26 protein-coding genes are annotated in these 25,904 nt (G+C 59.0%); 12 read left to right on the forward strand and 14 right to left on the reverse strand.

Going from position 1 to position 25,904, the window contains the following annotated elements; all coding sequences use genetic code 11:
• Nucleotides 1-78 precede the first annotated feature (78 nt).
• From ispD to putP, 3 genes are all read right to left on the reverse strand, one after another.
• Nucleotides 79-771: a 2-C-methyl-D-erythritol 4-phosphate cytidylyltransferase gene (gene ispD / locus G5168_RS17780; protein WP_421252530.1), complete on the reverse strand. Its 693-nt coding sequence runs from the start codon at nucleotides 769-771 to the stop codon at nucleotides 79-81.
• Nucleotides 764-1,081 (reverse strand): cell division protein FtsB, encoded by a 318-nt coding sequence (ftsB, locus tag G5168_RS17785; protein WP_005335520.1) that lies wholly within the window; start codon nucleotides 1,079-1,081, stop codon nucleotides 764-766. Before ftsB ends, ispD begins: the two co-directional genes overlap by 8 nt.
• Nucleotides 1,082-1,289: 208 nt before the next feature.
• Nucleotides 1,290-2,807, reverse strand: coding sequence for a sodium/proline symporter PutP (gene putP / locus G5168_RS17790; protein WP_005354514.1), 1,518 nt, complete (start codon nucleotides 2,805-2,807; stop codon nucleotides 1,290-1,292).
• Nucleotides 2,808-3,133: 326 nt separating this feature from the next.
• Here putP and G5168_RS17795 point away from each other — a divergent pair, with 326 nt between their 5' ends.
• Complete coding sequence (locus G5168_RS17795; protein ID WP_421252531.1) at nucleotides 3,134-4,027, forward strand: VirK/YbjX family protein; 894 nt, start codon at nucleotides 3,134-3,136, stop codon at nucleotides 4,025-4,027.
• 69 nt (nucleotides 4,028-4,096) lie between these two features.
• Here G5168_RS17795 and G5168_RS17800 read toward each other — a convergent pair whose 3' ends face one another.
• The 8 genes from G5168_RS17800 to G5168_RS17835 all read right to left on the reverse strand — a co-directional run bounded on the left by G5168_RS17800 (nucleotide 4,097) and on the right by G5168_RS17835 (nucleotide 12,226).
• Entirely contained in the window at nucleotides 4,097-5,023 is a 927-nt protein-coding gene (locus tag G5168_RS17800; protein WP_005354531.1) for a L,D-transpeptidase family protein, read from the reverse strand.
• A gap of 187 nt (nucleotides 5,024-5,210) precedes the next feature.
• Nucleotides 5,211-6,452, reverse strand: a complete 1,242-nt coding sequence (locus G5168_RS17805) for a mechanosensitive ion channel family protein (RefSeq protein WP_005335524.1) — start codon at nucleotides 6,450-6,452, stop codon at nucleotides 5,211-5,213.
• Between the two features lie 143 nt (nucleotides 6,453-6,595).
• The gene (locus tag G5168_RS17810) at nucleotides 6,596-7,795 is read right to left on the reverse strand and encodes an acetate kinase (RefSeq protein ID WP_005354534.1); all 1,200 of its coding nucleotides are present in this window, start codon (nucleotides 7,793-7,795) and stop codon (nucleotides 6,596-6,598) included.
• A 274-nt stretch (nucleotides 7,796-8,069) separates the two neighbouring features.
• The gene (locus G5168_RS17815; RefSeq protein ID WP_421252532.1) at nucleotides 8,070-8,540 is read right to left on the reverse strand and encodes a YhcH/YjgK/YiaL family protein; all 471 of its coding nucleotides are present in this window, start codon (nucleotides 8,538-8,540) and stop codon (nucleotides 8,070-8,072) included.
• A 314-nt stretch (nucleotides 8,541-8,854) separates the two neighbouring features.
• A complete protein-coding gene (locus G5168_RS17820) occupies nucleotides 8,855-9,961 on the reverse strand; it encodes a 1-acyl-sn-glycerol-3-phosphate acyltransferase (RefSeq protein ID WP_202005960.1) in 1,107 nt (368 codons plus the stop codon).
• Nucleotides 9,962-10,091: 130 nt separating this feature from the next.
• Complete coding sequence (locus G5168_RS17825; protein ID WP_421252533.1) at nucleotides 10,092-10,790, reverse strand: aspartate/glutamate racemase family protein; 699 nt, start codon at nucleotides 10,788-10,790, stop codon at nucleotides 10,092-10,094.
• Nucleotides 10,791-10,916: 126 nt separating this feature from the next.
• The gene (locus G5168_RS17830; protein ID WP_005335534.1) at nucleotides 10,917-11,507 is read right to left on the reverse strand and encodes a LysE family translocator; all 591 of its coding nucleotides are present in this window, start codon (nucleotides 11,505-11,507) and stop codon (nucleotides 10,917-10,919) included.
• 122 nt (nucleotides 11,508-11,629) lie between these two features.
• The gene (locus G5168_RS17835) at nucleotides 11,630-12,226 is read right to left on the reverse strand and encodes a LysE family translocator (RefSeq protein WP_040068356.1); all 597 of its coding nucleotides are present in this window, start codon (nucleotides 12,224-12,226) and stop codon (nucleotides 11,630-11,632) included.
• 116 nt (nucleotides 12,227-12,342) lie between these two features.
• Between G5168_RS17835 and G5168_RS17840 the strand changes: the two genes are divergently transcribed.
• The 3 genes from G5168_RS17840 (at nucleotide 12,343) to G5168_RS17850 (ending at nucleotide 16,027) form a co-directional block, all read left to right on the forward strand.
• Nucleotides 12,343-13,719, forward strand: a complete 1,377-nt coding sequence (locus G5168_RS17840) for a PLP-dependent aminotransferase family protein (protein ID WP_421206958.1) — start codon at nucleotides 12,343-12,345, stop codon at nucleotides 13,717-13,719.
• Between the two features lie 54 nt (nucleotides 13,720-13,773).
• On the forward strand, nucleotides 13,774-14,241 hold the full coding sequence (locus G5168_RS17845) for a hypothetical protein (protein ID WP_216979440.1): 468 nt from the start codon (nucleotides 13,774-13,776) through the stop codon (nucleotides 14,239-14,241).
• Between the two features lie 124 nt (nucleotides 14,242-14,365).
• Nucleotides 14,366-16,027 carry a hypothetical protein gene (locus G5168_RS17850; RefSeq protein WP_421244545.1) on the forward strand — a complete coding sequence of 554 codons (1,662 nt, stop codon included), beginning with the start codon at nucleotides 14,366-14,368 and terminating at the stop codon, nucleotides 16,025-16,027.
• A 136-nt stretch (nucleotides 16,028-16,163) separates the two neighbouring features.
• Here G5168_RS17850 and G5168_RS17855 read toward each other — a convergent pair whose 3' ends face one another.
• Nucleotides 16,164-16,577: a CBS domain-containing protein gene (locus G5168_RS17855; protein WP_227341361.1), complete on the reverse strand. Its 414-nt coding sequence runs from the start codon at nucleotides 16,575-16,577 to the stop codon at nucleotides 16,164-16,166.
• 154 nt (nucleotides 16,578-16,731) lie between these two features.
• On the opposite strand from G5168_RS17855, the gene G5168_RS17860 reads away from it, so the two are divergent.
• The 6 genes from G5168_RS17860 (at nucleotide 16,732) to G5168_RS17885 (ending at nucleotide 22,293) form a co-directional block, all read left to right on the forward strand.
• Entirely contained in the window at nucleotides 16,732-18,642 is a 1,911-nt protein-coding gene (locus G5168_RS17860; RefSeq protein ID WP_421252534.1) for an ABC transporter ATP-binding protein, read from the forward strand.
• Nucleotides 18,635-19,096 (forward strand): DUF2390 domain-containing protein, encoded by a 462-nt coding sequence (locus G5168_RS17865; protein WP_005343337.1) that lies wholly within the window; start codon nucleotides 18,635-18,637, stop codon nucleotides 19,094-19,096. The genes G5168_RS17860 and G5168_RS17865 overlap by 8 nt, the downstream gene beginning before the upstream one ends.
• A complete protein-coding gene (locus G5168_RS17870; RefSeq protein WP_216952014.1) occupies nucleotides 19,090-19,944 on the forward strand; it encodes a 23S rRNA (adenine(2030)-N(6))-methyltransferase RlmJ in 855 nt (284 codons plus the stop codon). Before G5168_RS17865 ends, G5168_RS17870 begins: the two co-directional genes overlap by 7 nt.
• Nucleotides 19,945-20,677: 733 nt before the next feature.
• A complete protein-coding gene (locus G5168_RS17875; RefSeq protein ID WP_421252535.1) occupies nucleotides 20,678-21,190 on the forward strand; it encodes a hypothetical protein in 513 nt (170 codons plus the stop codon).
• A 78-nt stretch (nucleotides 21,191-21,268) separates the two neighbouring features.
• The gene (locus G5168_RS17880; RefSeq protein ID WP_064977666.1) at nucleotides 21,269-21,766 is read left to right on the forward strand and encodes a hypothetical protein; all 498 of its coding nucleotides are present in this window, start codon (nucleotides 21,269-21,271) and stop codon (nucleotides 21,764-21,766) included.
• Between the two features lie 107 nt (nucleotides 21,767-21,873).
• Complete coding sequence (locus tag G5168_RS17885) at nucleotides 21,874-22,293, forward strand: hypothetical protein (RefSeq protein ID WP_069730953.1); 420 nt, start codon at nucleotides 21,874-21,876, stop codon at nucleotides 22,291-22,293.
• Nucleotides 22,294-22,484: 191 nt separating this feature from the next.
• On the opposite strand, the gene G5168_RS17890 is transcribed toward G5168_RS17885, so the two are convergent.
• A complete protein-coding gene (locus tag G5168_RS17890) occupies nucleotides 22,485-22,691 on the reverse strand; it encodes a hypothetical protein (protein ID WP_042656489.1) in 207 nt (68 codons plus the stop codon).
• Nucleotides 22,692-22,882: 191 nt separating this feature from the next.
• Between G5168_RS17890 and G5168_RS17895 the strand changes: the two genes are divergently transcribed.
• Nucleotides 22,883-23,248: a DUF2061 domain-containing protein gene (locus G5168_RS17895; RefSeq protein ID WP_005343334.1), complete on the forward strand. Its 366-nt coding sequence runs from the start codon at nucleotides 22,883-22,885 to the stop codon at nucleotides 23,246-23,248.
• A gap of 188 nt (nucleotides 23,249-23,436) precedes the next feature.
• A complete protein-coding gene (locus tag G5168_RS17900; protein ID WP_421252536.1) occupies nucleotides 23,437-24,033 on the forward strand; it encodes an MliC family protein in 597 nt (198 codons plus the stop codon).
• Between the two features lie 39 nt (nucleotides 24,034-24,072).
• On the opposite strand, the gene G5168_RS17905 is transcribed toward G5168_RS17900, so the two are convergent.
• A complete protein-coding gene (locus tag G5168_RS17905; RefSeq protein ID WP_421252537.1) occupies nucleotides 24,073-25,248 on the reverse strand; it encodes an aspartyl protease family protein in 1,176 nt (391 codons plus the stop codon).
• Between the last annotated feature and the right edge of the window lie 656 nt (nucleotides 25,249-25,904).

The raw sequence follows: 25,904 nt of genomic DNA on the forward strand, positions 1-25,904 counted from the left end.
CCGGATCATGCTAACTCCTTGTTCGGGCCTGTTTGTTCGAGACACTCTGCTCTGAACGGTCTGTTCTGACTGAGGGGCTTATGCCTGCTGGCTTAAAAACAGCCCCGCCAGCGACAAGTCTTCCGGCCGGGTCACTTTGATATTGTCGGCGCGCCCCTCCACCATCCGCACCGTGAATCCGGTCCGCTCCATGGCGGAGGCCTCGTCGGTGATGGTGGCGCCCAGCAGCAGCCCCTCTTCCAGCGCCCGTTTCAGGGCTCGGGTCGGGAACATCTGCGGCGTCAGGGCATGCCAGAGCTGCTCGCGCTCGACGGTGGCGATGATATTGCCCTCCCCATCGGAGCGTTTCATGGTATCGCGCACCCGACTGCCGAGAATGGCACCTCCGCAGTTCATGGCCGCGGCAATCAGCGCATCGAGATCGCCGTGAGTCAGGCAGGGGCGGGCCGCATCGTGCACCAGCACCCACTCCCCTTGCGCCACATGGAGACCATTGAGGACGGAGAAGGCGCGCTCGGCGCCTCCCTCGACCCGCACAATTCGCGGGTCGGCCGCCACGGGCAGAGCCTCGAACCAGTGGTCATGGGGCGCCAGCGCCACGATCACCTGGGCGATGGCCGGGTGGGAGAGCAGCCTCTCCAGGGTATGTTCGAGAATGGTTTTACCCGCCAGTTGCAGGTACTGCTTGGGACAATCGGCCCCCATTCGGCTGCCGATACCGGCGGCAGGGACGATCGCCGTCAGGCCGGATACCCGGCTGGCATCAGTCATCGTAGGGCTCATCGTCCGGCGCTGTCTCTTTGTCTTTCTCTTTGGGGATGATCCGGTAGAAGGTCTCCCCCTGCTTGATGTAACCCAGATCGTTGCGCGACAACTCCTCGATGGCCTCGAGGCCAGAGGTGAGATCATCTATCTCGCGGTAAATGAGGTCGTTACGATCCTTGAGAGTCTGGTTGTCCCGCTGTTGCTGCGAGATGGCCTCCGACAGGTTCTGATAATCGGATAGCCCGTTCTTCCCCAGCCAGAGGTCATATTGCAGTCCCCCCAGCAGGAGGATCAGGATCAGGGTGAATAGCCGCATGCACTAGGTCTCCTTCAGGCGGCCTAGTGTCCCATATTCGGTGCCAAGACAAAAGAAAGCGAGCACCCGGGAGCCACTGGCCGAACATAAAAAAGTGCCCAAGAGTGAATCAGATAGCACAAAGCCCCGCCAAACCGGTGCAAGGATGGCCAACCAGGGCGCACCTTGTCCGGGGGCGGGGCTCTTAATCAGAAAGCGGTAAGGGGGATCAGTTCACCGCGACCGGCTCTCCCGCGCTCTCGGCCGGGGTGTTGTACTCCTCCTCGGCATCGCGGAAACGCTCCAGCATCGCTTTTGAGGGCGCTTCGCCCAGCAGACTGCCCACCACAATGGCCAGCAGTGCGAACAGGAAGCCCGGGATGATCTCATACAGCCCCAGCCAGCCGAACTGCTTCCAGACGATGACGGTGATGGCACCGACCAGCATGCCGGCCAGCGCGCCGTTGCGGGTCATTCGCGGCCACAGCACCGAGAGCAGCACCACGGGGCCAAAGGCGGCACCGAAACCGGCCCAGGCGTAGCTCACCAGCCCCAGCACCCGGTTTTCCGGATTCATGGCAACGGCGATGGCAATCACCGCGATCAGCAGCACCATCAGGCGCCCCACCCATACCAGCTCACGCTGGGAGGCGTTCTTGCGCAGGAAAGGCTTGTAAAGATCCTCTGTGATAGCGCTGGAGCAGACCAGTAATTGACAACTTAGAGTGCTCATCACCGCCGCCAGAATAGCGGAGAGCAGCACACCGGCGATCCAGGGGTTGAACAGGATCTTGGAGAGCTCGATAAAGACCCGCTCCGGGTTGCCGGTCACTCCAGCCGCCACTTCCGGGAAGCGGGCGAAGTAGGCCAGCCCGAAGAAGCCGATCGCCACCGCGCCTGCGAGGCAGAACACCATCCAGGTCATGCTGATACGGCGGGCATTGGCCATGGAGTGGTGGGAATCCGCCGCCATGAAACGGGCCAGAATGTGGGGCTGACCGAAGTAACCAAGGCCCCAGGCCATCAGCGAGACAATGGCGATCACATCCAGATTCTTGAACATGTCGAGGTTGGTGGCGCTCTTGGCGGCCACCTCGATCATGGCGCTGTCCACCCCGCCAACGGCGATGATGACGAAGACCGGGGTCAGGATCAGGGCGAAGATCATCAGGGTTGCCTGCACCGTATCGGTCCAGCTCACCGCGAGGAAGCCGCCGAAGAAGGTGTAGGTGATGGTGGCAGCGGCACCGACCCAGAGGGCGGTGTTGTAATCCATGCCGAAGGTGCTCTCGAACAGACGGGCACCGGCCACCACGCCGGAGGCGCAATAGATGGTGAAGAAGAGCAGGATCACCAGCGCAGAGAGAATGCGCAGCACCTTGCTGTGATCTTCAAAGCGGTAGGTGAAATAGTCCGGCAAGGTCAGGGCGTTGCGGTTCTTCTCGGTATGTACCCGCAGGCGGCCCGCTACCCAGCGCCAATTGAGGTAGGCGCCGATGACCAGACCGATGGCGATCCAGCTCTCGGAGATGCCGCTGACGAAGACGGCGCCGGGCAGGCCCATCAGCAGCCAGCCGCTCATGTCGGAGGCGCCGGCAGAGAGAGCGGTAACCCAGCTCCCCATCCGGCGACCGCCCAGAATGTAGTCATCAAAGTTGCGGGTGGCGCGATAGGCGACGAAGCCGATCAACACCATTCCGAGGATATACACCAGGAAGGTGATTAACATGGGTGTGCTAGCTGTCATGCAAAACTCCGTTTTGTGTCATTTTCTGCCCGCTCTGGTGACGGGCTCATCCCTAAAAAACCGGCCTAGCTTAATCAGCCGTTCGCGCCAGCTCAACCACTTTTAACAAACACAAAACACAATAAAAACCTTTGCGCATCAAATCATCTGCCGCATCAAGAGGATGGCGCCAGATTTCCTGCCGTGACCGTGACGGTCATCTCGCAGCGCCAGCCGCTACTGAGCGTTATGTTTTCACATTTTGTTACTATCCATTTTTTTACAAGCCAGCGCCCCGCTCCTACACTCCCCGCCCTGTCTCATCACACCAGTCAGAGGTCGGCACCATGTCATCTCATCTGTCACACCTGCGAACCCTCGCCCGCCGCCTTCATCCGGTGGAGGAGTCGGGTCATCTCATCCGACGGGCCAAGTATGTGGGGCGTCTCTGGCTCAATCCCGGCGCCCGCGCCCTCTATCGCCAGCAGCAGGAGCAACCGCTGCTGGCGCAGGCGATCAGCCGCTTCCCCGATATTCTGGAAAAGCCGATCCACCCCTATCGCCACAAGGGGCTCCGCAAGCGCCTGCGAGCCGGGCTTATCAGCGGCCACTACCAGCAGCTGGCACGTCAGCTGCCCAAGACGCAACAACTGGCAATCTACAGCGGGCGCGGCCTGCTGCTGGCCCAGTGGCAGAGCGACAAGCTGACGACCCCCCTCACCCTGCAACTGGATTACCAAACCCACATGGGCAAAGAGGGAGAGATGAGCCTGACCCTCAAGCTGGGTGACGCGGCCCTCTATTACATGGCCCTCAATCTGCGCCCCGCGCCGAACCCGACCCTCGAGATCTGCTCGCTGCAGGGCGGCAAGGGGCAGAGCGAGGAGATCAAGCTGGTCACCAAGGCGTGCGGCGGGCTACGCCCCATGTCCCTGCTGGTCTATATGGCCGCCGAGCTGGCCCGGGGGCTGGCGTGCAAGAGCCTGCTCGGGATCCGCACCCAAAGCCACGTCTATCAGAGCAGCAAGCGCACCACCGATCGGGTCAAGTTCGATCTCGACGGCTTGTGGCAGGAGCATCAGGGCTGCGTGCAGGATGAACTTTGGATGAGCCTGCCGCTGGAGGTGCCCCGCAAGACGCTGGAGGAGATCCCCTCCCGCAAGCGGGCCAGCTACAAGGCTCGCTACCAGCTGCTCGACCAGATCGGCAGCGAGCTGCAGGCAAATCTGCTGCGAAGCTGAGTCAACGCAGCAGAAACAAAAAGGGCGAACAGCATGCTGTTCGCCCTTTGTCATGACGGGGATCGGCCCTTAGCGGTTGATCGCCATCGGCATGCCGTTGCGCTGCTCCAGCGCCTGCTTCACCAGCTGGGAGTCGCTGTCGGCGTGGGCAATGAAGCGGGTCACCGCCGGAGTCATCGGCAGCGGTGCCGGCAGCTTGGAGTTGAACTCCTCTTCGCTGCGCGACAGCGGCTGATGCACTTCCAGATAGCGGACACCGTTGGGCTCGAGAGAGGCCTTGATCGGCTGGTTGACGAACTGGACGCGAGTACCGACCGGTACCTGCTTGAACAGGTAGGCGATGTCGTCGTTGCGCAGACGCACGCAACCGTGGCTCACCCGCAGGCCGATGCCGAAGTTGGCGTTGGTACCGTGGATGGCGTACATCTTGCCGATGTAGAGGGCAAACAGACCCATGGGGTTGTCCGGGCCGGCCGGCCATACCGCAGGCAGGCTCTCGCCACGGGCGGCATATTCGGCATGCATCTTGGCGGTCGGGGTCCAGGTCGGGCCCGCTTTCTTGCGCTGCACACTGGTCACCCAGTTTTCCGGGGTGTCGGTGCCGAGCTGGCCGATGCCGATGGGCAGCACTTCCACCACTTTTTTACCCTTGGGGTAGTAGTAGAGGCGCATCTCGGCCACGTTCAGCACGATCCCTTCACGGGGGGCATCCGGCAGGATCAGTTGCTGGGGGATCACCAGCTTCTCGCCGGTCTGTACCAGCAGGGGATCCGCATCGGGGTTGGCTTCGGTCATGTTGGTGAGCCCCAGCTGGAATTTGGCCGCAATGGCCTCCAGCGGCTGGCCGTTCTCTTCGGCCGGAACCACGTATTCCAGATTCTCCCCTACCAGACGGCTGTTGGCCGCAGGCAGAGCATATTCAACAGCGAAAACCGGCGCAGCGGTCAGCAGCAGGCTGTAGCAGAGTGTTGCCACACTATTGCGAAGGAGCTTCATAACTTTCCCATGATGATGACTTGAAGTGACGTCTCTGGGCTGGCAGCTGATCAAGAGGGGATCAGGGGCGCGAAGAGAAGGCCGCCATTTTTCTCCTCTGCACGGCAAATTTCAACTGACAAGTGGCGACGGGTCGATGATTAATATGCGGTTTTTTCCGCGTCCCCGACCCGCCCGGTTTCCCTGTTTATCCCCGTTGCCAGGCACGCATGTCGTAACCTGTGGGAGATTGATGCAACCGCAGATGAAATTGCTCAATTATGGCGAAGATATGGTCGAAAATATCGGCCTGGATCCCTTCGTAATCGGCCCATGCGGTGGTCGCGGTAAAGCAGTAAATTTCCAGCGGCAAACCGTCTGACGTAGGTGCCAGCTGGCGCACCATCAGGGTCATGTCCTTGCGAATGCCGGGGTGGGCGCGCAGGTAGGCATCCAGATAGGCGCGCAGGGTGCCGAGGTTGGTGAGGTGACGACCGTTGATAGGGCAGCTCAATGCATCGCTCAGCTGCTGATTGTAGGCGCTCAGCTCCTGCTCCTTGCGACTGAGATAGGGAGCCAGCAGTTGGGCCTGCTTGAGCTGCAACTGCTCCTCGGCCGTCAGAAAGCGCACGCTGGTCATGTCGATATTGACGCTGCGCTTGATGCGGCGGCCGCCCGACTCGGTCATACCCTGCCAGTTCTTGAAAGAGTCGGAGATCAGGGCATAGGTGGGAATGGTGGTGATGGTCTTGTCCCAGTTCGACACCTTGACCGTGGTGAGGCCGATGTCGGTCACCTCACCATCGGCGCCGTACTTGTCCATCTGCAGCCAGTCACCGACGCTCAGCATCCGGTTGGCGGAGAGCTGGATCCCCGCCACCAGCCCGAGGATGGGGTCCTTGAACACCAGCATCAGCACTGCGGTCATGGCACCCAGACCGCTGAACAGGAACAGCGGCGACTTGCCGAGCAGCAGGGCGATCATCAAGATGCCCACCAGAATGCTGCCTACCAGCTTGGCCCCCTGGAAGATGCCACGCAGGGGCAAATCCCGACCAAGGCGGGTGTAACGGCTCACCGACAACAGGCAGTCGAGCAGGGCGAAAAAGGCCAGCAGCAGGAACAGCAAAATCCAGAGCTGGGCCACCATTTCGATAAGCTTGAGGCTATCCGATTGACGGGGCAGCCAGATCTCCGCCTGACCGAGCAGCACGGCCCCCTGCAAAACGAAGGCGAGCCGGTTGAAGAGGCGCTGTTGCAGCTGGGGCGGCAGCCATACCTGCTTGGCCTTGCCGAGGATCCCCACCAGCCGGACCAGCAGCACCCGGTGCAGCGCCATGTGCAGCAGCAACGAGGTGATGACGATAAAGCCCAGCGCGATCACCAGCGCCATCAGGCTGGTCACTTCCACCCCAAGGCCCGACAACCAGTTAAAAAACGCCTCTTTCATTGCTCTCTCCCGAACCGGGCAGCCTGCTGGCTGCAAAAACAGTGGTGGTCAGGGTACCGCTCCCCTCCCCCATGTCAAATCGGCGTACGCCAGAAATGACAACGCCCGGCACAGGCCGGGCGTTGTTTCAAAGCGAGGCTGACTTAGCAGACCAGGCTCAGGGCATCGCGGGCGATGACCAACTCTTCGTTGGTCGGGATCACCATGGCGCAACGGCTGTCGGCGGTGGTGATGCGACCTTCGCCACCCAGTACTGCAGCGTTGTTGGCCTCTTTGTCCACCTTGAAGCCGAACAGAGCCAGACGGTTCAGCACCATCTCGCGCACCATGGCGGCGTTCTCACCGATACCACCGGTAAAGACCACGGCGTCCAGACGACCGTCCATCGCAGCGGCATAGGCACCGACATACTTGGCCACACGGTAGGTGAAGACATCCAGGGCACGCTTGGCACCGGCGTCGGTGGCGTAGTTGGTGGTGACGTAGCGGCAGTCGCTGCTCGCTTCGGTCATCCCCAACAGACCGGACTCACGGGTCAGGGTGTGGTTGATCTGCTCCACGCTGTAACCGAGCTGGTCGTGCATGAAGAAGACCACGGCCGGATCGATATCACCGGAGCGGGTACCCATCGCCAGACCTTCCAGCGGAGTCAGCCCCATGGAGGTGTCTACGGATTCGCCGTTCTTGATGGCGCAGACAGAGGCACCGTTACCCAGGTGGCAGTTGATGATGTTCAGTTCATTCAACGGCTTGCCCAGCTCTTTTGCCGCTTCTTCCGCGATGTAGCGGTGAGAAGTACCGTGGGCACCGTAACGACGGATGCCGTGTTCGCGGTAGAGCTTGTGCGGCAGCGCATAGAGGTAGGCCTCTTGCGGCAGGGTCTGGTGGAAGGCGGTGTCGAACACGGCCACGTTCTTCTCGGACAGCTGCGGGAACACTTTCAGCGCGGCGCGAATACCGATGAGGTGCGCCGGGTTGTGCAGCGGGGCGAACGGAATGGCGGCTTCGATACCGGCGATCACGCCGTCATCAATGCGCACGGAACGGGAGAACTGCTCGCCACCGTGTACGATTCGGTGACCGATGGCCACCAGTTGCTCGGCAAGAGTCGGATCCTGCGGCAGGATGTGACCCACGATATGGTCTAGGGCCTCCTGGTGAGCGGCACCCGCTCCCAGCATGGCTTCGCCCTTGACCCCGTGGAGTTTCCATTTGATACGTGCATCATCCAGATTGAAGCATTCGGCCAGGCCGGACAGCATGTCCTCACCTGTTTCGGCGTCCATTACGGCAAATTTCAGGGAAGAGCTACCGCAGTTAAGGATCAATACCAACTTGCTCATTTTCTACATCTTCCTGTGCTTCGGCTTTATGCCGACAGTGTCGTGTCATCCAAAAGAGGATGGGATTCCCCTGCCGGGGGCTTATGGTCGCAGGAGGGTGCGTCCAATTTTTCAATTCTTGCTCTTGAAAGAGTCATCGCAACCTGTGGTGCGTATCACTGGTTTCAATTCTTGCTCTTGAAAGAGTGAGCGCAACTTGTGGTGCGTATCACTGGTTTCAATGCTTGCGAGTCTCAACGCATCAGCTGCGCAGGGCTCGCTTTAATGGGAGTGCTCAGGCGATAGCCAGCAGATCCTTGTGTACCTTGACCACCAGCTTCTTCACCTTGGCGGGCTGGTTGAAGGTACAGAGCGGGCGGTGCAGCTCGCCCGGCCAGAAGATGGTGAAATCGCCCGGTTGCAGCGCCAGGTAGCTGGTCTGCTCGTCATCGACAAACCAGAGGTCGGGATGGGGATGGTCGGCGCCGTCGCTCACGTAGTCGTGGGGGCCCACACCTATCCACTCTTCACCGCGCAGCAGCAACTGGATATCGAGATACTGCTGATGGAATTCGCCACGGCGATCCGCGGCTGGCTCGGTCAGATCTTCGCTCACCAGACAGAACAGGTTCAGGCCATCAATCTCGGTCTTGCCGAGCGGAGCGTCACCCCAGTGCGCCACGCTCTTCACCACCTCGGCCATAATGCGGGCCAGCGGGGCGGGCAGCGGCGTCCGCTGCAGGGTGTTCAGGCTACCGGTGATCATGGCGTCTGTTTCCTGTTAGGTATATCTGAGCGGCATCTTTGCCAGCCAATGAAAAAGGACCTGTGACAGGTCCTTCAATAATGCCGTCTGCAATCCGTGCAAACCGGTTTAGAGCTTTTGCTCATGTTCAGCTATATGGGCACTGTTACACACTCGTCAGCACCTTGCCAAGAGACATAATCCCATTTTCATAGTGATCGTACCAGCTGAAACCATATTATTCACCACCCTTTCCCCCTCGACTTTGACCAGACGCAAAAACGGGCGCATCAGCGCCCGTTTTTTTCGCAAAACCGTTTAAGAACCGGTTTCATTCAAGCCTTTTGGGCATTTTCCACCGGTTTGGCGTACATGGCCCGCCAGATCGCCTTGTGCTCTTCCGGCACCTCTGACTGACGGGTCAGGAAGGCCGCCTGCTCGATGGTATTGGCCTTGCCGGAAACATCGGCCGCCAGATAGTTGCTCGGGAAGAGGCGATAGCTGCTCCAGATCGCCTTGTCGATCAGGGCCGCCAGCTCGTCCGGATCGCTGAAGCCCTCGGTAATCGGCGCGCCGAAGGAGACGTGTACCCGCCCCTTCATGCCGACGATACCGGCGACGATACTCTCGATATCCTCGAACTCGCCCTTCTCGTAGCTGCCGTTGACCGACTTCTCGTAGAGCTCGCGCGCCTTCGCCTTGTCGGTAGGGTCCAGCTCGTAGCTGATGCTGACCGGCACGATATTGAGGCTGCGCATGTAGTCGACGAAGTCGATCTTCTGCTTCTTGCCGTCGACGTAGAACATCTTGAGGATGGCGGGATCTGTCTTGTCATCGCCATTCTTGGCGCGCCCTTCCTTCTGGGCAATCCAGATGGAGTGACCTTCGTGAACCGAGTTGCCAATATAGGCAGACAGCTCGCCGAGCGCCTTCATCATCTCCCGCGGCCCCTTGGCGGAGCGTTTGACGATAAAGCTCTTGTTGAGCTTCATCAGCTCGGTAGCGCAGGGTTTGCGCAGCAGGTTGTCACCGATGGCGATGCGCACGGTATCGAAACCGTGGGTGTGTAGCCCCCAGTTGACGAACGCCGGGTCCATGGCGATGTCTCTGTGGTTGGAGACAAACAGATAGCCCTGCTCTTTCTTAAGATGCTCGATCCCGGAGAAGGTCACCCCCTTGGTGGAGGTGGCGATCATGCGGGACATATACCGGGTAACCCCCATCTGGACCTGATGCACTGTGGTCACTTTTGACCATTTGCGGCGCAGGAACAGGCGGATCATCGGGCGGATGGCCCAACCCAGCCAGCTCATCAGGGAACCGAAACGATACTTGGCGATGGCGCCGATAAATTCATCATCCTGGATCAGCCGTTCGATGGCTGCCGGCACTTCTTCATCGCGGTAGGGGCGAATATCCGCGAATCTATCTACTTCAGTCACAATGTCAGCCTTGCATGCTAGGAAACCGCAGCCAACCCGCGTTGGCCGGGGAAAATTCAGGGCGCAATTTTACACGCTTTTATGGCAAGGGGTATGAGACAAGCATGAATAGTGAGATCTGACCAGTTTATTAATCGGATGCCAGTGCCAGCGCGACCGCCGCCTCGGCATGAATGGCGGTGGTGTCGTAGAGCGGCACCGCCGCCCGGGCATCCCCCACCAGCAGGGCAATCTCGGTGCAGCCAAGGATCACCGCCTCGGCACCCGCAGCCGCCAGCCCCTCGATAATGGCCAGATACTCGGCCCGCGACGATTCACGGATCTCCCCCAGACAGAGCTCGTCATAGATGATCCTGTGTACCCGCTCCCGCTCAGCTTCGGCAGGCACCAGCACCGCCAACCCGAAGCGATCCTGCAAGCGCCCTTTGTAAAAATCCTGCTCCATGGTGAAGCGAGTGCCGAGCAGGCCGACCCGGGTTATCCCGTCCGCCTGCAATTTGGCCGCGGTAGCATCGGCGATATGGAGCAGCGGGATATCGATGGCTGCCTCAATCTCGGGCGCCACCTTGTGCATGGTGTTGGTGCCGATCAGCAAGAAATCGGCGCCGCCATCCTGCAACTTGCGCGCCTCCGCCGCCAGCAGGCGGGCGGTAGCGGGCCAGTCACCGGCATGCTGCAACCGCTCGATACCGGCAAAGTCGACGCTATTGAGCAGCACCCGCGCCGAGTGCAAACCGCCGAGCTGCGCCCGTATCCCGCGGTTGAGCGCCTGATAGTAACTGACGGTGGACTCCCAGCTCATGCCACCCAGCAGACCGATACATTTCATATGAACTCCTTTCATCCCAAGGGAGGGCAGAACCACGCCACCTTGTAGGCAAGGCCACGCGGACGAGATAAAAAAGGCCCCGCAGGGCCAACAAGACAGCCGGTAAAGGCCCGGGCCAACCCCGGGCTAAATCCAGATCATCCCGACACAGGCGGCCGTCGCCAGCCCCATGCCAAGATTGAAACGCCGCCAACCACGGGCTGTGCGAATGATTTGCCGCACCTGGGCACCAAACAACACCCAGAACGCCCCGGTGTAGAGGCCGGTAATAAAGAAGATCACCAGCACCCAGAGCGCGGAGGGCCAGTAAGCCTCCCCCGCCAGAGTGAAACCGCTGATGGCGGAGAGCGCCATCATCCACGCCTTGGGGTTGAGCAGTTGCAGCATGGCCCCCTGATGGGCGGGAATAAGTGGCCGGTTACCCTCGGCCGGGCCACTGGCGGTCGCCACCTTCCACGCCAGCCAGAGCAGGTAGGCCGAGCCGATCAGCTTGAGGCCGTCGTGCAGCAGCGGCACCTTCTCGAACACCACGCCAAGCCCCAGCGCGGTAGCGAGGATCATCAGATTGATCCCCCCGACCACCCCTACCAACAGGGGAATCGTGCGGCGAAACCCCTGCGCCGCCCCGGCGCTGGTGAGCAACATATTGTTGGGCCCTGGCGTGCCGCAGGTAACCAGAGCAAACCCCGCCAGGGGCAGTAACCAGTTCAGATCCATCTCAACCTCTTGTCGATGCAACGCCCCCGTTATGGGGAAAGCCTTCTAATATGCAGAGCCAACCCCGTGGCGACAAGTCAGAAATGCCTCTTTCCAGGCCCCCCCCATCAACGCAGCACGACTCAATACCAGAGCATCACCACGCAGAGCGCCGTCAGCAGACCGAGAGAACCGTTGAGTCGCCGCCAGCCCCGATCCGAGCTGATCCAGTTGCTCAGCTGATGGCCGAACAGTACCCAGACAAAGCAGACCGGCAGGGCCACCAGCGCAAACATGACCATCACCGCCAGCTGACTCGACCAGTAACTGGCGCCGGGCAGGCTGAACAGACTGATGGCGGAGATCCCCATCATCCACGCCTTGGGATTGAGGAACTGAAAGCCCAGCCCCTCCAGCATGGTCAGCGGACGGGCCCTCCGGGCCGGATCCCCCGGCGCCCCGGCCACCGCGATACGCCACGCCAACCACAGCAGATAGAGGCTGCCGAAGATCTGCAAACCGAGCCGTAGCAGGGGCCAGCGCTCGAACAGCGGATAAAGCCCCAGCGCCAGCACCAGTTGCAACACCGGCTGCCCCAGCCCCACCCCGAGCAGATGTGGCAGAGTGCGACGCACCCCGAAGTTGGCGCCGGAAGCCGTCAGCATCAGGTTGTTGGGCCCCGGCGTACCGCAGGTGAGTACGGCAAAACCGAACAGGGTAACATACCACTCCATCGTCATATTGTGACTCCTTACTCGCCACATTGTATCGATACAATGCAAGCTATTTGATTGTTATCAGGCTGAAATTCACGCTATATTGACAACAAATTTGGATCAATGGATTTATTGTCACCATGACAATCTGGACACCCGACCTTGCGGCCTTCGATGGACCCCTCTACCTCAAGCTGGTCAAAGCGATCGAACAGGGGATCGCGAATGGCGAGCTGCCACCGCAGACCCGATTGCCTACCCACAGATCCCTGGCGGATCGTCTGGGTGTCACCGTCGGCACCGTCACCCGCGCCTACAGCGAGGCGGAGCGGCGCGGCCTGCTGGCCGCCCGGGTGGGCCACGGCACCTGGGTCAAGGGAGCGAACACGGATCCCGCCAATGAGTGGGTGATCCGTCAGGAGGAGGGGCACCGCATCGAGCTGTGGCAGAACCTGCCGGTGCAGCTGGATCGGGCGGCCATCATTCGCCCCATGCTGGGGGAAGTGGCGGACGGGGATCTCAACGCCCTGCTCGGCTACGACAAGGAGGCGGGACGACCGGATCAGCGCCAGCAGTTCGTCAACTGGCTGGCGGAGCAAGGGGTGGCCTGTAGTGAGGATCGCCTGCTGTTCAGCCACGGCGCCCAGCACGGCATCATGCTGGCGCTGCTGGCGACCGGCTGCGTGGGGGAGACCATCCTGTGCGAGGGGCTGAGCTACCCCGGTATGCTGGGCAATGCCCGCCAGCTGAAGAATCAGGTGGTGGGACTGGCGATGGACGAGGAGGGGCTGCTGCCCGAGGCGCTGGACGCCGCCTGCCGCACCCGCCGGGCCAAGCTGCTCTACCTCACCCCAACCCTGCAAAACCCCACCACCGCCATCATGAGTCTGGCGCGGCGGGAGGCCATCGTCACCATCGCCCGTCGCCACGATCTGCTGATCATCGAGGATGACGTCAACGGCCTGCTGCCCCAGCAACCTGTGATCCCTCTGGTCAATCTGGCGCCGGAGCGGGTCATCTATCTGGGCAGTCTGGCCAAGATCGCCTGCGGCGGCCTGCGGGTGGGCTTCGTGCTGACGCCCCCTGCCCTGCGCAGCGCCTTCGCCCAGACCATGCGGCTGTCGAGCTGGATGGTGAGCCCGCTGTTGATCGAGCTCGCCTGCAAAATGGTCAGTCAGCGCCAGATCATGCCGCTGGTCGAGCAGCAGCGGGAGATCCTCAAACGCCGTGGCGAACTGCTGCGCCACCTGCTGCCTGCCGCCCGCTGGCAGCCGGGCAGCATGCACGCCTGGCTACCGCTGCCGGAGCCCTGGCGCAGCCAACAGTTTGCTGCCGCCGCCGATGCTCTTGACGTTGGCGTGGCGAGCGGGGAACACTTCGCCGCCGGTCAGTTTGCCGCTCCGCAAGGGGTGCGCCTGAGCCTGAGCCAACCCGCCACCGATGCCCGGGTCGGCGAAGGGCTGGCCCGTCTGGCGCAGCTGCTGCAGGGGACGCCCCCGAGCAATCCCCTGCTATAGTCAGGGCCAGCCGACCTGACCTTCACGCTTCATCGTCATTGCCAAGGAGATGCCGTGCCCCCCATCAGAGCCGCCCTACTGCTTGCCACCCTGTTGCTGGGTGGCTGCGCCTCGTCAACGACCCACCAGCAGCTGGGGGCCGCGCTCAATGGACTGGAAGGGGAGTTGCAACGGCTGGAAGAGGAGCTGGCGGCCATGAACGGCCTGCACTATCAAAAGGCGATCGATGCACCGCTCAGTTTGCGCCGTGCGCTCGGGGCGCCGCAGCCCACGCCAGAGGGGCTGGTGCCGGTGGCCAGCAAGCTGGAAGATGGGCCGATCCTGCGCTATCAATACCGCCTGCCAGCGGGTATGACGAGTCTGCCCCAAAACAACCTCTGCCAGCGCTACGAATTTGAACTGCGCCATCTGGGCCGCCTCGGCAAGCTGGAATTAAGCTGGCAGGGGGAACAGGGGAGTGGCTCACACCAGATCCGTCAAACAGAGTGTGTCTTTCTCACCGAAGCACATAAATCCCGGTAACCGCCTATAATGCCCTTCCTCGTCTCGCGCCGACTACTGTCACTTTTCCTCCCCCGCAGAGTTGTCGCCATGTTCCTCTTGGGTCTAATCTGATCTACTCGTGGAGTATTGAAAGGACGCGTGCATGACGATACTGCTGCTCGAAGAGGATCCACTGCTCCGTAGCGCCATCACCCGGGAACTGACCGAACAGGGTATCCCTGCTGAACGGATCCACCACCACAGCCACCCGGGTCAGGAACGCAGCGGTCTACTCACCCTGCTGCAACAACAGCCATTTGATGCCATTATCTGCCAGCAAAATAGACAACTGGGGCATGACGGCGCCCGCCTGCTGCATGAAGCACACTACCTCGGCCTGCTACAACCCGCCTGCGTACTACTGTTGATGGATGCAGACCAGAACGAGCAGGATTTTCTCCCCTCGGACCTCTACTTCTCCCTCCATCTGCCACTCCCCTTCATGACCGGGGAGCTCACAACTGCGCTCAAGCAGTTGACACAACTGAGCAGGATGACCCACACCCTCGCCCCTCCAACCCTGCTGCGGGAGTGGAAACTGGCGACCGCACTCTGTGAAGACCTGCTCTATCAACGGGACAACCGACCCCTTGCCCCCTGGCTGGATCGGTTCAAGGGTTACCTGCTGCTGCAGTCCAGCGAACAGCTCACTGCCGCCCAGCATTATGCCCTGTGTGCCAACGAGTATCGGGCAAGCTGGCCGAGGGCCGGATTGTTCTACGCCATGTTGGGACTGGGCAAACTGCAGAGTGCCGAAACCGACTTGCAGCGTCATCAAACCATATTGCCGACCGCCACCCGACTGGAGCTGCAACTCGCCAGTCAGTTGCACCAACATCAGTGGCAGGCAGCCTGGGAGACCATGGTGCAGTTGCAACAAGTCCGCCCCCATCAACCCCGCTGGCATCAGCTGGCCATGATGCTGGGACTATTACAGCAAGACGAGAGGAAGGTGCTGGAACAAGCCAGCACCCTGAATCTTCACCATTTCAGTGAACAGCGCGTCCGGCTGGCCATCGACCACTTCATGATCAACGCCATGCTGGCGGTGCTGTGGCATACACCATCCAGCAACCGGATCCGCTCCCTGCAACAGGAGTGGGCCCATCTGAAGCGAACAGTAAACCTGCCCGCGCAGGAGTTCGAGCTGCTGCAGGCACTGATGCAGGGATTGGATTACCGCTTCGACGAGGCGCTGATCCTGCTCGCCCACCATCAACCCAGCCAGGCGAGCGAGAACCATCTCACCCTGTTATTGGGCTTTGCCGTCTGTCAGTTTTGTGGCCTGCCCCACCATGCCCAGCGCTATCTGGCGCAGCTGACACACTACCGTGACCGTGTCGCCCCCCACCCCCTGACCCGTCAGCTGTTTCACCATCTGCTAACGGAACTGGGCCAACAGTTGACGGCGCGGGAGCAGCGCCTGACCAGCTTGCGCCAAACCCGTCATCAAGGGATACAAAAAGGTGACTATCAACTGGCACTGCAGGCCGGCTTGCAACTGCTGGAGGAATTTCCCGCCCTGCCCGGCGATGCCTGGCAACTGCTGGAGCTGCTACAGCACAGCTGGCCGGCGGGCATGGCGGCCCCCAGGGTTGCGCTGCTGGTCGATACCCTGGAGCGGCGCCTCAAGCACAGCCCTGCGTTTCTGGATCAACATGCCCAGCAGTATCAGCGTACTCTGCACGAGATCCGCACTCACTTGCAGCCGCACCTCTCCGGCAGCGCCCCCGCCAGCCTGGGCAAGGGGCCCCCGGAATCATGATGAGGCTGGCCTGTGCCGCCAGCCACATAAGAGAGAGGGGAGCCTTGGCTCCCCTCTATTCATTTCGTGTAACCTTATGGCCCTCAAGAACGGGCACAAGCAGATACGGTGACAGATGACTGTTAAGTCCCCGGGCTCAGCCCAGTGCATCACTCTCCAGCGCCGCCTTGAGAAAATCCTTCCAGCTGATAATGCCGACCAGGGCGCCATTCTCCAGCACCGGCAGGCAGGATACCCCCTTCTCCAGCATCAGCTTGACGCCGTCGCGCACGGTGAGATGGGGAGCGATGGTGACGAGCTGACGACTCATGATCTGGTGGGCCCGCTTGTTGAGGGTTTCGGTATCGCGGCTCATCTCGGCTTCGGAGTCGAGATAGGGGCTGATAGCGCGGAACAGATCCCGATCCGAGATGACCCCTACCAGCTCCTCCTCTTCCAGCACCAGCAGATGGCGAAAGTGTGCCTGCTCGAAGATATCCCTGATGACTCGGAGTCGATCATCCATTGAAACGGTGGCGACCCGGGTCGTCATAATATCCCTGATATGCATGCTAACCTCCCGTAACCAAACTGGTTTCTCTGTTATGGCATGTTTTTGCAGTGCCAGCCAGTAGCCAGCCCTTCGCTACAGTGCAAATCAGCGTCATTTCACGTAAGATCCGCGCCAGTTTTTCTCCTCCATTTTGAGCAAGCAGATCCCACCCATGATAGTTGCCAGTCAAATCGAACTGATCCGCGGCGGCCGCAAGCTGCTGGACAACGCCTCCGCCACCATTCACCCCGGCCACAAAGTGGGTCTGGTGGGCAAAAACGGCTGTGGCAAGTCCACCTTTTTTGCACTGGTACGGGGCGAGCTGGCCATCGACAGCGGCACCTTCAGCCTGCCCGCTGGCTGGCAGATCGCAGGCGTGGCGCAGGAGACCCCGGCGCTCGACTGCTCCGCGCTCGAGTATGTGATCGACGGCGACAAGGAGTTCCGCTCGCTGGAAGCCCAGCTGGTACAGGCCGAACAGGATGACAATGGTCTGCTGGTAGCCGAGCTGCACGGTCGCCTCGATACCATTGGCGCCTACAGCATTCGCGCCCGCGCCGCCGAACTGCTGCACGGCCTCGGTTTCAGCGATGAGCAGCTGAGCTCGCCGGTTCGCAGCTTCTCCGGTGGCTGGCGCATGCGTCTGAACCTCGCTCAGGCGCTGCTCTGCCGCTCCGATCTGCTGCTGCTCGATGAACCGACCAACCACCTAGATCTCGACGCCGTCATCTGGCTGGAGAAGTGGCTCAAGGGCTATCAGGGCACGCTGGTGCTTATCTCTCACGACCGCGATTTCCTCGACTCGGTCATCAGCCGCATCATCCATATCGAGAACGGCAAGCTCAACGAATACACCGGCGGCTACTCCGACTTCGAACTGCAGCGCGCCGAACAGCTGGCCCAGCAGCAGTCCATGTACGAGAAGCAGCAGCGGGAGATGTCCCACATGCAGGCGTATGTGGACCGCTTCCGCTACAAGGCCTCCAAGGCCCGTCAGGCCCAGAGCCGCCTGAAAGCGATGGAGCGGATGGAGAAGATCCTGCCCGCCCACGCCGACTCGGAATTCAGCTTCGAGTTTCGCGAGCCGTCGGCCCTGCCGACCCCGCTCATCGCCATGGAGAACCTCTCTGCCGGTTACGGCGACAAGGTGATCCTGGAGAAGATCAAACTCAATCTGGTACCGGGTTCGCGCATCGGTCTGCTCGGTCGCAACGGCGCCGGTAAGTCGACCTTTATCAAGATGCTGTCGGGCTCCAACCCGCCGCTCTCTGGCAAGCTCGAAGTGAGCGCCGGGGTGAGCATCGGCTACTTCGCCCAGCATCAGCTGGAGACCCTGCGTCTCGATGATTCCCCGCTCGATCATCTGGCCCGCCTCGCGCCGGACAAGACCGAGCAGGAGCTGCGCAACTATCTGGGCAGCTTCGGTTTTCACGGTGACAAGGCGCTCGACAAGGTGGCGCCCTTCTCCGGCGGCGAAAAAGCGCGGCTGGTGCTGGCGCTGATCACCTGGCAAAAGCCCAACCTCTTGCTGCTCGATGAACCGACCAACCACCTGGATCTGGAGATGCGCCACGCCCTCACCATGGCGCTGCAAGGCTTCGAAGGGGCCATGGTAGTGGTCTCCCACGACCGTCACCTGCTGCGCACCACCACCGACGACTTCTATCTGGTACACGGTGGCCGGGTCGAGCCGTTCGACGGCGATCTGGACGATTACCACAAGTGGCTCGGCGAGCAGGAGAAAGAGGCCAACGCCAAACCGGCCGATGGCCCCGTCTCTGCCAACTCGGCGGTGGCTCGCAAGGATCAGAAGCGGCGCGAGGCGGAGTTCCGCCAGCAAACCCGCCCCCTTCGCCAGAAGCTGGAAAAGCTCGAAGCGAGCATGGAGAAGCTGCAAGGCAAGCTTGGCGACATCGAGAGCCAACTGTCCGACCCCGCCATCTACGAAGAGAGCGCTAAAACCAAGCTCTCCGAGCTGCTCAAATCCCAGGGCCCCCTCAAGGAGCAGCTGGAAGAAGTTGAGCTGGAGTGGATGAGCCTCTCCGAAGAGCTGGAAACCATGGAGCAAGCCTTCTTTGCGTGACGAACAGCTGATGGCCAGCGAGCGGGTCGCGGTCCACGAATTGCCGACGCCGATCGGCTTCTGGCACTGGAGCGGCAAGGTCTATGGTGAGCGCAGCCAGGATTGGCTCACCGTGCAGGAGCAGGGGGGCAACGTCAATCTGGCGCTGCTGCTGCACCGGCTCGATCAACTCGGCATCGTGGTCGATCTGACCGACCTGCAACCGGCGCTGGTGCAGACCGAAGCGGTGCTGACCCCGTGGCGCGCCCTGCGCCAGAGCGCCAAGACGCGACTCGACGAGCAGCAGTATCAGTCGATGCTGGCCCACGAGCTGGAGCTGGAGCGGCTGCAACAGGGCGTCCTGTTGCAGACCCTGCGCAGCCTCTCCCTGTTTCGCGGCAACAGCCGCAATTTGTTGAACTATCTATCGTTACTGGGTGCCCAGCAGGGCCCCCTCAGAGATCTAATATGCTGAGCTACCGCCACGCCTTTCACGCCGGCAACCATGCCGACGTGCTGAAACACGCCGTTCAGGCCCTGATCATCGAGTCCCTCAAGAAGAAGGAGAAACCCTTCATCGTGCTGGACACCCATGCCGGTGGCGGTCTCTACGACCTGCGCGGCGACTGGTCCCAGAAAAAGGCCGAGTATGCCGACGGCATCGGCCGCCTGTGGGACGAGCGGGCCCAGTGGTCTGCCATGGCCCCCTATCTGGGCGTTATCGAGGAGATGAATCAGAACGGCGAGCTGCACTACTACCCCGGCTCGCCGGAGCTGTCGCGTCGCCTCACCCGCGAGCAGGACAAGCTGGCGCTGATGGAGCTGCACAACAACGAGGTCGAAGACCTGCGCGCCAACATGGGCTATGACCCCCGCGTTGCCGTGCACCACCGTGACGGCTTCGAGGGGCTGATCGCCCTGCTGCCGCCCACCCCGCGCCGCGGGCTGGTGCTGATCGACCCGCCTTATGAGCTCAAAGAAGATTACTTCGCCGTGGTCGATACCCTGAAAAAGGCGCAGAAACGCTGGGCGACCGGCATCTACGCCCTCTGGTATCCCATCCTCGGGCAGGAGGCGGACAAATCCCGCGACATGCTGCGCGCCATCAAGCGCGAGAACTTCGGCAACGTGCTGGTGGCCGAGCTGGAAGTGGCTGGTCAGACTGCCGACTGGGGCATGAACGGCTCAGGCATGCTGATCATCAGCCCGCCCTGGATGCTGGACGAGCAGATTGAAGCCTTCCTCAAACCGCTCTGTGCCAAGCTGGCGCAGGGTGCAGGCGCCCAGTACAAGGTCGAGTGGCTCCACAAGGTCGCAGAGTAGGCCCGCACCAGCTCGCTCTGGCGCCCGGCCAAGGCGTCAGCGAGTCGCTCACCCAAGCCGTTCACAGTGGCGGCATGGCCAGCAAAGAGAAGCCCCGTTCAGGGGCTTCTTGTTTTTTACCCGCTACCGCTTTACCCACCAACCCTTTTCCCCACTAACTGTTTTCCTTACCAATGGCAGCACCCGCCCCATCTGCATACCAGATCAGTCGTTATTGACTAATTAGTCGATCTAGCTCAGAAATCGGCCATCTGGTCCTTTCCCTCCGCCTGCCCGCCGCTAATATACCCGATTGGCAACAAAGCCTCGTAGGAGTCACCCCATGAGCCATGCCAACCCCATCCCGTTGGTTAAACGCAGCAGACTGGAGGCTGAAATTCAGGGGCGGTAGCCATGCCAGATGGAATGGATAAGCGAGAGTTGCCTACGACCCACTCAACATGGTGACGGCCCCATTTTTATTTCTGACCTGCTCATGCTGGCGTGATCTTACGGCGCTTGCCAAGAGTGCGCTGAGAACTGATTTTTCATACAGTAGTAACGGTGGCGTAAAAAGAGGAAGTCAAGCGAATACGCTCGGCATGCGAAGAAAGCTGATGACGTTATGATTTAATGGTTGTTTTTACTTGGCGGCAGTGGAAATGTTACGGAGTTATATGGAATGCTCTGCTAACGGATTAGTGCCGCCTTCTATCTAATCACTGTTATAAATACCCCGCATAAGGAGTCTCTCTTGGAATACAACGAACTTGTTGAACTCTGGAAGAAGCAGCGCGAGCAGTACCAGCTATGGGAAGTTCGCCTCACGTTCAGCGCAGAGGATTTGCGCAAAAAAATGGAGACCGCACTCAATATCTCTGTAAATGAGTGGGTTAATCATGAAACAAATGAAAAGAATCGCTATGTCGAGCTAGTTGATTTTTACGGAAAAAATAAAGCCGAGCGAAAGCCCCCAAAAGCAGACTCCATTACTCCAAACGGAGAATTAGTCTTTGGTGTCAGCGTCACATTCGATCATGGCCCCAATAGCTATCCGAAAGTTAATTTGTATATTCCCGTTGCAATGAGATTCAATCAGAACAATATTGAATATGCTCGGTTCAATACTGAAAATGATTGTGCGGAACAGGAATGGACAACAGACAGTGAAGAATTCTGCAAGCGACTGATCAAACAATATGCAGATTATTTTGATCATGATCCTCACTCAGGTTTTGGAAGGAAAACCCAAATTGGTTTTGTGTAAATTTATAACCCGGCAGTCCACACGGACGCTGCGCGATAAAGCCGCGCAGCGCCGGTGACTTTCACGTTAGGAGTCTAGATGACATTCGAACAAACTATATTAATAGCGCTATTAACCGTATTGGGTGGGGGTGTTGCGTCTGCATTTGTAACCTCGATCCTGACAAGTAGGCGAGATCAAAAAAATTACACAAAGAAAAAATATGAAGAGATTTATGACCTTATTGCCAAAGATAGTACTGATTTTGCAAAATGGTATCTTGGCTATATGGCAGTATTTGAAGGAGCACTTCCGCTAAGTCAGTTGAAGAATAGAGCCTCTACCACGACTATGGATACGAAGGCAAAAGTGCTAATGCTTGTGGCTCTTTATGCCGAAAATCTCTCAACAGAGATAGAGTTGTACTTCCAAAATAAGCAGGCACTTATTTCGTATATTAATGAGGCATCAAAAAGAGCAGATGAAAATGTCGCGTCAAAAATTTCCCTAAATGATTTTCATGCCTTACGAGTGAGCTTTGATAAGGAAAAAAACAATGTGTTTGAAAAGCTTGTTAACCTTTCAAAAAGCTTATGACGTGGCGCGGCATGACGCTCCTAACAAGGCAAAGCAGTTCGGCCCTTCGGGCCCGGACGTCGCTTCGCTCCGCCGCTGTTTGCAGCGTTATACCTTAGGAGGATTTTATGAAATTGGCAGTTGGAATTTCATTATTTTTGGCCATTTTTACAGGAGTTGCTAATGCAAGTGAGCCCGTGAAAATTAACCTTTATGCTGAGAGTGATGGTTTTTGTGTATTACGTGCAAGTAAAGATATTTTCCAAGATTCTACTCAAGGGCAGGATGAATTATATGAAGTCAAAGTGGGCAGGGTCGGAGTATTACAACGATACGATAATCGAGAAGAGTTATCTCTAACTTGCCAGTACTTCATTGAGCCAGAGGCGTTAAAAAAACAACTATCATTTTGTGCTTTGGGAAGTACATCTGTTAATAGTTGTGCCGTTTCTGAAAATCAAAAAACATATTGGTTTGATGGTAGAGATTACAGTGAGAATGCTAAATTTCGTTCGATAACATGTAGCTTTTCGTGCCAAGTCGATTAATGCAAATCTGGGACACCCACCTTTTGGAGCAAGGCGTAGCATAGCCCGAACCCAAAAGATGGGTGTCCAAGGTCTTCTGGAAGGTTAATCCCCCGCCCCACAGCGACCACAAAGTTGAAACGCAAAAGCCCCATCACGGGGCTTTTGCTATTGGTGCAGCCGGTGTATGCGGCAGCCTGAACCAGCCCACCCTATGAGCGGGCGGGCAGATCCTGTTTCAGCGCAACCAGCAACAGGGCCAGCAGGCCAAAGGGCGGAAACAGACAGAGTAGGGAGCAGATAAGGGTGACCAGCGCCGGATGCTCGCTCTTGCGGCGCGCCAGTCGCCAGGCGATGACGCCGACGATGACCATCAGCAACGCAATGAACTGGCCAAGCAGAGTGGCATTGATATTCATGAAAGATCCTTTTTCATGGGCAAGTGTGAAGAACCTGTACTTTATCGCCTTGGTTGCGATTGGCAACCGCTGAACCGCACTGGCCACTCGCCCGTTGATAGGTTCTCTCTATTCTGGCAATAGATGAGAATAGTTTTCATTTAATCTCATTTCGGCGGATACTCTCATCATCAACAGAGGGAGCCGCCATTATGAAAAAGACCATCAGCTTTGCCATCCTGCACTTCGGTGTCGCCTTTACCGTGGCCTACCTGCTGACCGGTGAGCTGCTGACCGCCAGCCTGATCGCCCTGATCGAGCCCGCCGTCAACACGGTCGCTTTCTACTTTCATGACCTTGGCTGGCACAAGCTCAAACCAAAGCACAGCCTGCAGGCCAAGACCAGCAGCTTCGCGGTGGTCCACTTCTCGGTGGCCTTCGGAGTGGCCTTCCTGCTGAGCGGCGAGCTGCTCACCGGCGGCGTGATGGCGATGATCGAACCGGCCATCAATACCGTGGTGTTCTTCTTCCACGAGCGGCTGTGGCGCGCCCGCAGTCAGCAACTGGCGCTGGCCTGATCGACCGGGCAACCCGCCTCCCCCCTTTATCGCGGCCACAAAAAACCCGACATTCCGGCCAGGAGTGTCGGGTTTTTCCGTTTGGCAGCCATTCAGCAGAGCAAACTGAGCTCGGCTCCCCTGCTGCATTGCCCTGTAGAGTGTGCTGTAGTAGGCAGATATGCCCTCTTCATTGCTGGAATCTATCGATGAACAAGACCTTGCTTGCCACCCTGCTGTTTACCCCTCTGCTGGCCAGCGCCGCAACCCCCTCCTTTGACTGCACCAAAGCCTCCGGGTCGGTCGAAACCCTGATCTGCAAGGATGCCGGACTGGCCGCCCTTGATAACGAACTGGCGGCCCTCTACCCCAAGGCGATTGCTGCGCTCTCTCCCGAACAGCTCAAGACCGAGCGCGCCATGCAGCGCGGCTGGATCAAAGGGCGCAACGACTGCTGGAAGGGACAGGATCTGCGCCAGTGTGTGGAGGACAACTACCTGCTGCGGATCACCGAACTGCAGATCAGCGGCGGCCAGCTGATGGTGCCGGCACCGGTCAACTACCAGTGCGGCAAGGGCGTCACTCTCTCTACCTACTTCTATAACGATGCCAAGCTGCCCGCCGCGGTGATCAACCTGAGCGAGGGCGACAAGCAGCAACAAGTGCTCGCCTATGAAGCCCCCAGCGCCAGCGGCGCCCGTTATGAAGGGCAAAACCTCACCTTCTTCACCAAAGGGGATGAAGCCACGCTGGAGCGTTACGGCCAGCCAACCCTCACCTGCATGGAAAATCCGACCAAGGGCTGAGGCTCATAGGGGCGGCTCGTCTTGCCGCCCCCACCTTGACTAGATGGCGATATCCAGCGGTTTTCCTTCCCGCACAATCCGCAACTTGAGCGACCCAGGCTTGCCGGTGCTGAGCAGTTCACGCACCTTGTCGATCTCGAGGGGACGATAAGCCACCCCGTTGATCTGCTCCAGAATGTCGCCGTTGGCCAGACCATAGGGGGCAAGATCCCGTTCATCGCTGTAGTAGACCTGCAGATGCTCGCCATCAAAACGCACCCCGATATTGCGCAGGATTGGCGGCACTTTGCGCGCCAGGCTGTCGGCGTCGTAGCAGAGCATCATCCGCCCGGGTATGATCGCAAAGCGATTGAAGCGGTTAACAAAATCCAGCCCCAGACCATACTGCTCATTGCTGTTTTCCGACACGCGCAGTTCACCGAGCTGGCGCTCATCAAAGTGCAGGCCGGTGAGGATATGGTCACGCCCCTCCACCATACCGCTGGCGTCCACCCCTTTGCGTGGCGTGGCATCTTCGCCAGAGATCGCCTTCTGGCTCGCCATAAAGTCGATAAAGGCATGATCGGCATAGCTCTGATCGGCCCCGGTATCCAGATACATGCGCACGCTGCTCTCGCCGTGGGTCAGATACACGGCCGGGGAGCGGTTGTAGCTGTCTTCATAGCCGATGCAACGCTCGAACCTGGCTGCCGACGGTGCCGTCAGCAAAGCCGTGAGTTGATGTCTGTCGCGATCAAACACCCAGTTGAAACGGCGGATGGTGTCGATCCCGAGGATGCCATCGATACGGCTGCCAAGAGACTGGGAGAAAAGATCGAAATCAATAGTTGCCCACAGATCGCTGTCATCAATGGTGACCGACCCCACCGAGAAGGGCTGCGGCTCAACAAAGCCAAGCTGCTCGCTGCCCAGTTGGCTCGACACGCTGTTCACACTGGCAAAATCAGCCTGATAGGCCCTGGGCAATTCGCTTAAGGTCAGCGCCTTGAAGCGGCTGGCCAGACGACGATCGATAAAGGTGATACTGGCCCCGGTATCCAGCAAAAACTGGTACTGCTCACCTGCGATGGTGACGGGGATCAGGGGGGCACTTTCGTAATGCACGGTCAGCACCGGGCCGGGTGCATTGCGCTTGGTGGATGAATCCGGGGCTGTGCAGCCTTGGACGACGAACAGGGCCAACATGGCCAGCGCCACTTTGAACTGCGACTTCATAACTCTCCTTCCCGATAGCAGATGCCCCCGCGACGCCACCGCATAATGCTATCTTGTTGATTTACAGATAAATAAGCTATTTCAGCGGGGGGCGGACAATAACAAAGATTTTTATGCTAGTTCAAGCCAGATATGACCATTAATATTCTATGGTGATAGTTCAAGAATGGTTGTTCACGCTATCTCGACGCGTCATCAATCGTGGGTGACATTTGATTAATTTATTGATCTTGCACAGAAATTCTAAATATTGAGCTTTCTCTCCACAGCGCCATGGTTAATATTGCCAATTGGCAACACTTGCCTCGTCGGAGCCTCCCATGAACCATGCCAGCTATCTCGCAGGTAAAAAGCAGCAGACTGGAGGCTGAAATTCAGGGGCGGTAGCCATGCCGGATGGAATGGATAAGCGAGAGTTGCCTTCGACCCACTCAAAATGGTGACGACCTCATTTTTATTTCTGACCTGCCCAAGCAAGCGTGCTTTGGCGGCGCTTGCCAAGAGTGCGCTGAGCACTGTTTTTTCACACAGTAGTGACGATGGCGCAAAAAGAGGAAGTCAAGCGAATACGCCCAGCATAAGAAGCAAACGGGTAAAATTATGATTTAATGGTTGTTTTTACTTGGCGGCAGTGAAAATGTTACGGAGTTATATGG

It is taken from the genome of Aeromonas sp. 600724 (assembly GCF_049175135.1).
Lineage (GTDB): Bacteria > Pseudomonadota > Gammaproteobacteria > Enterobacterales > Aeromonadaceae > Aeromonas > Aeromonas veronii_A.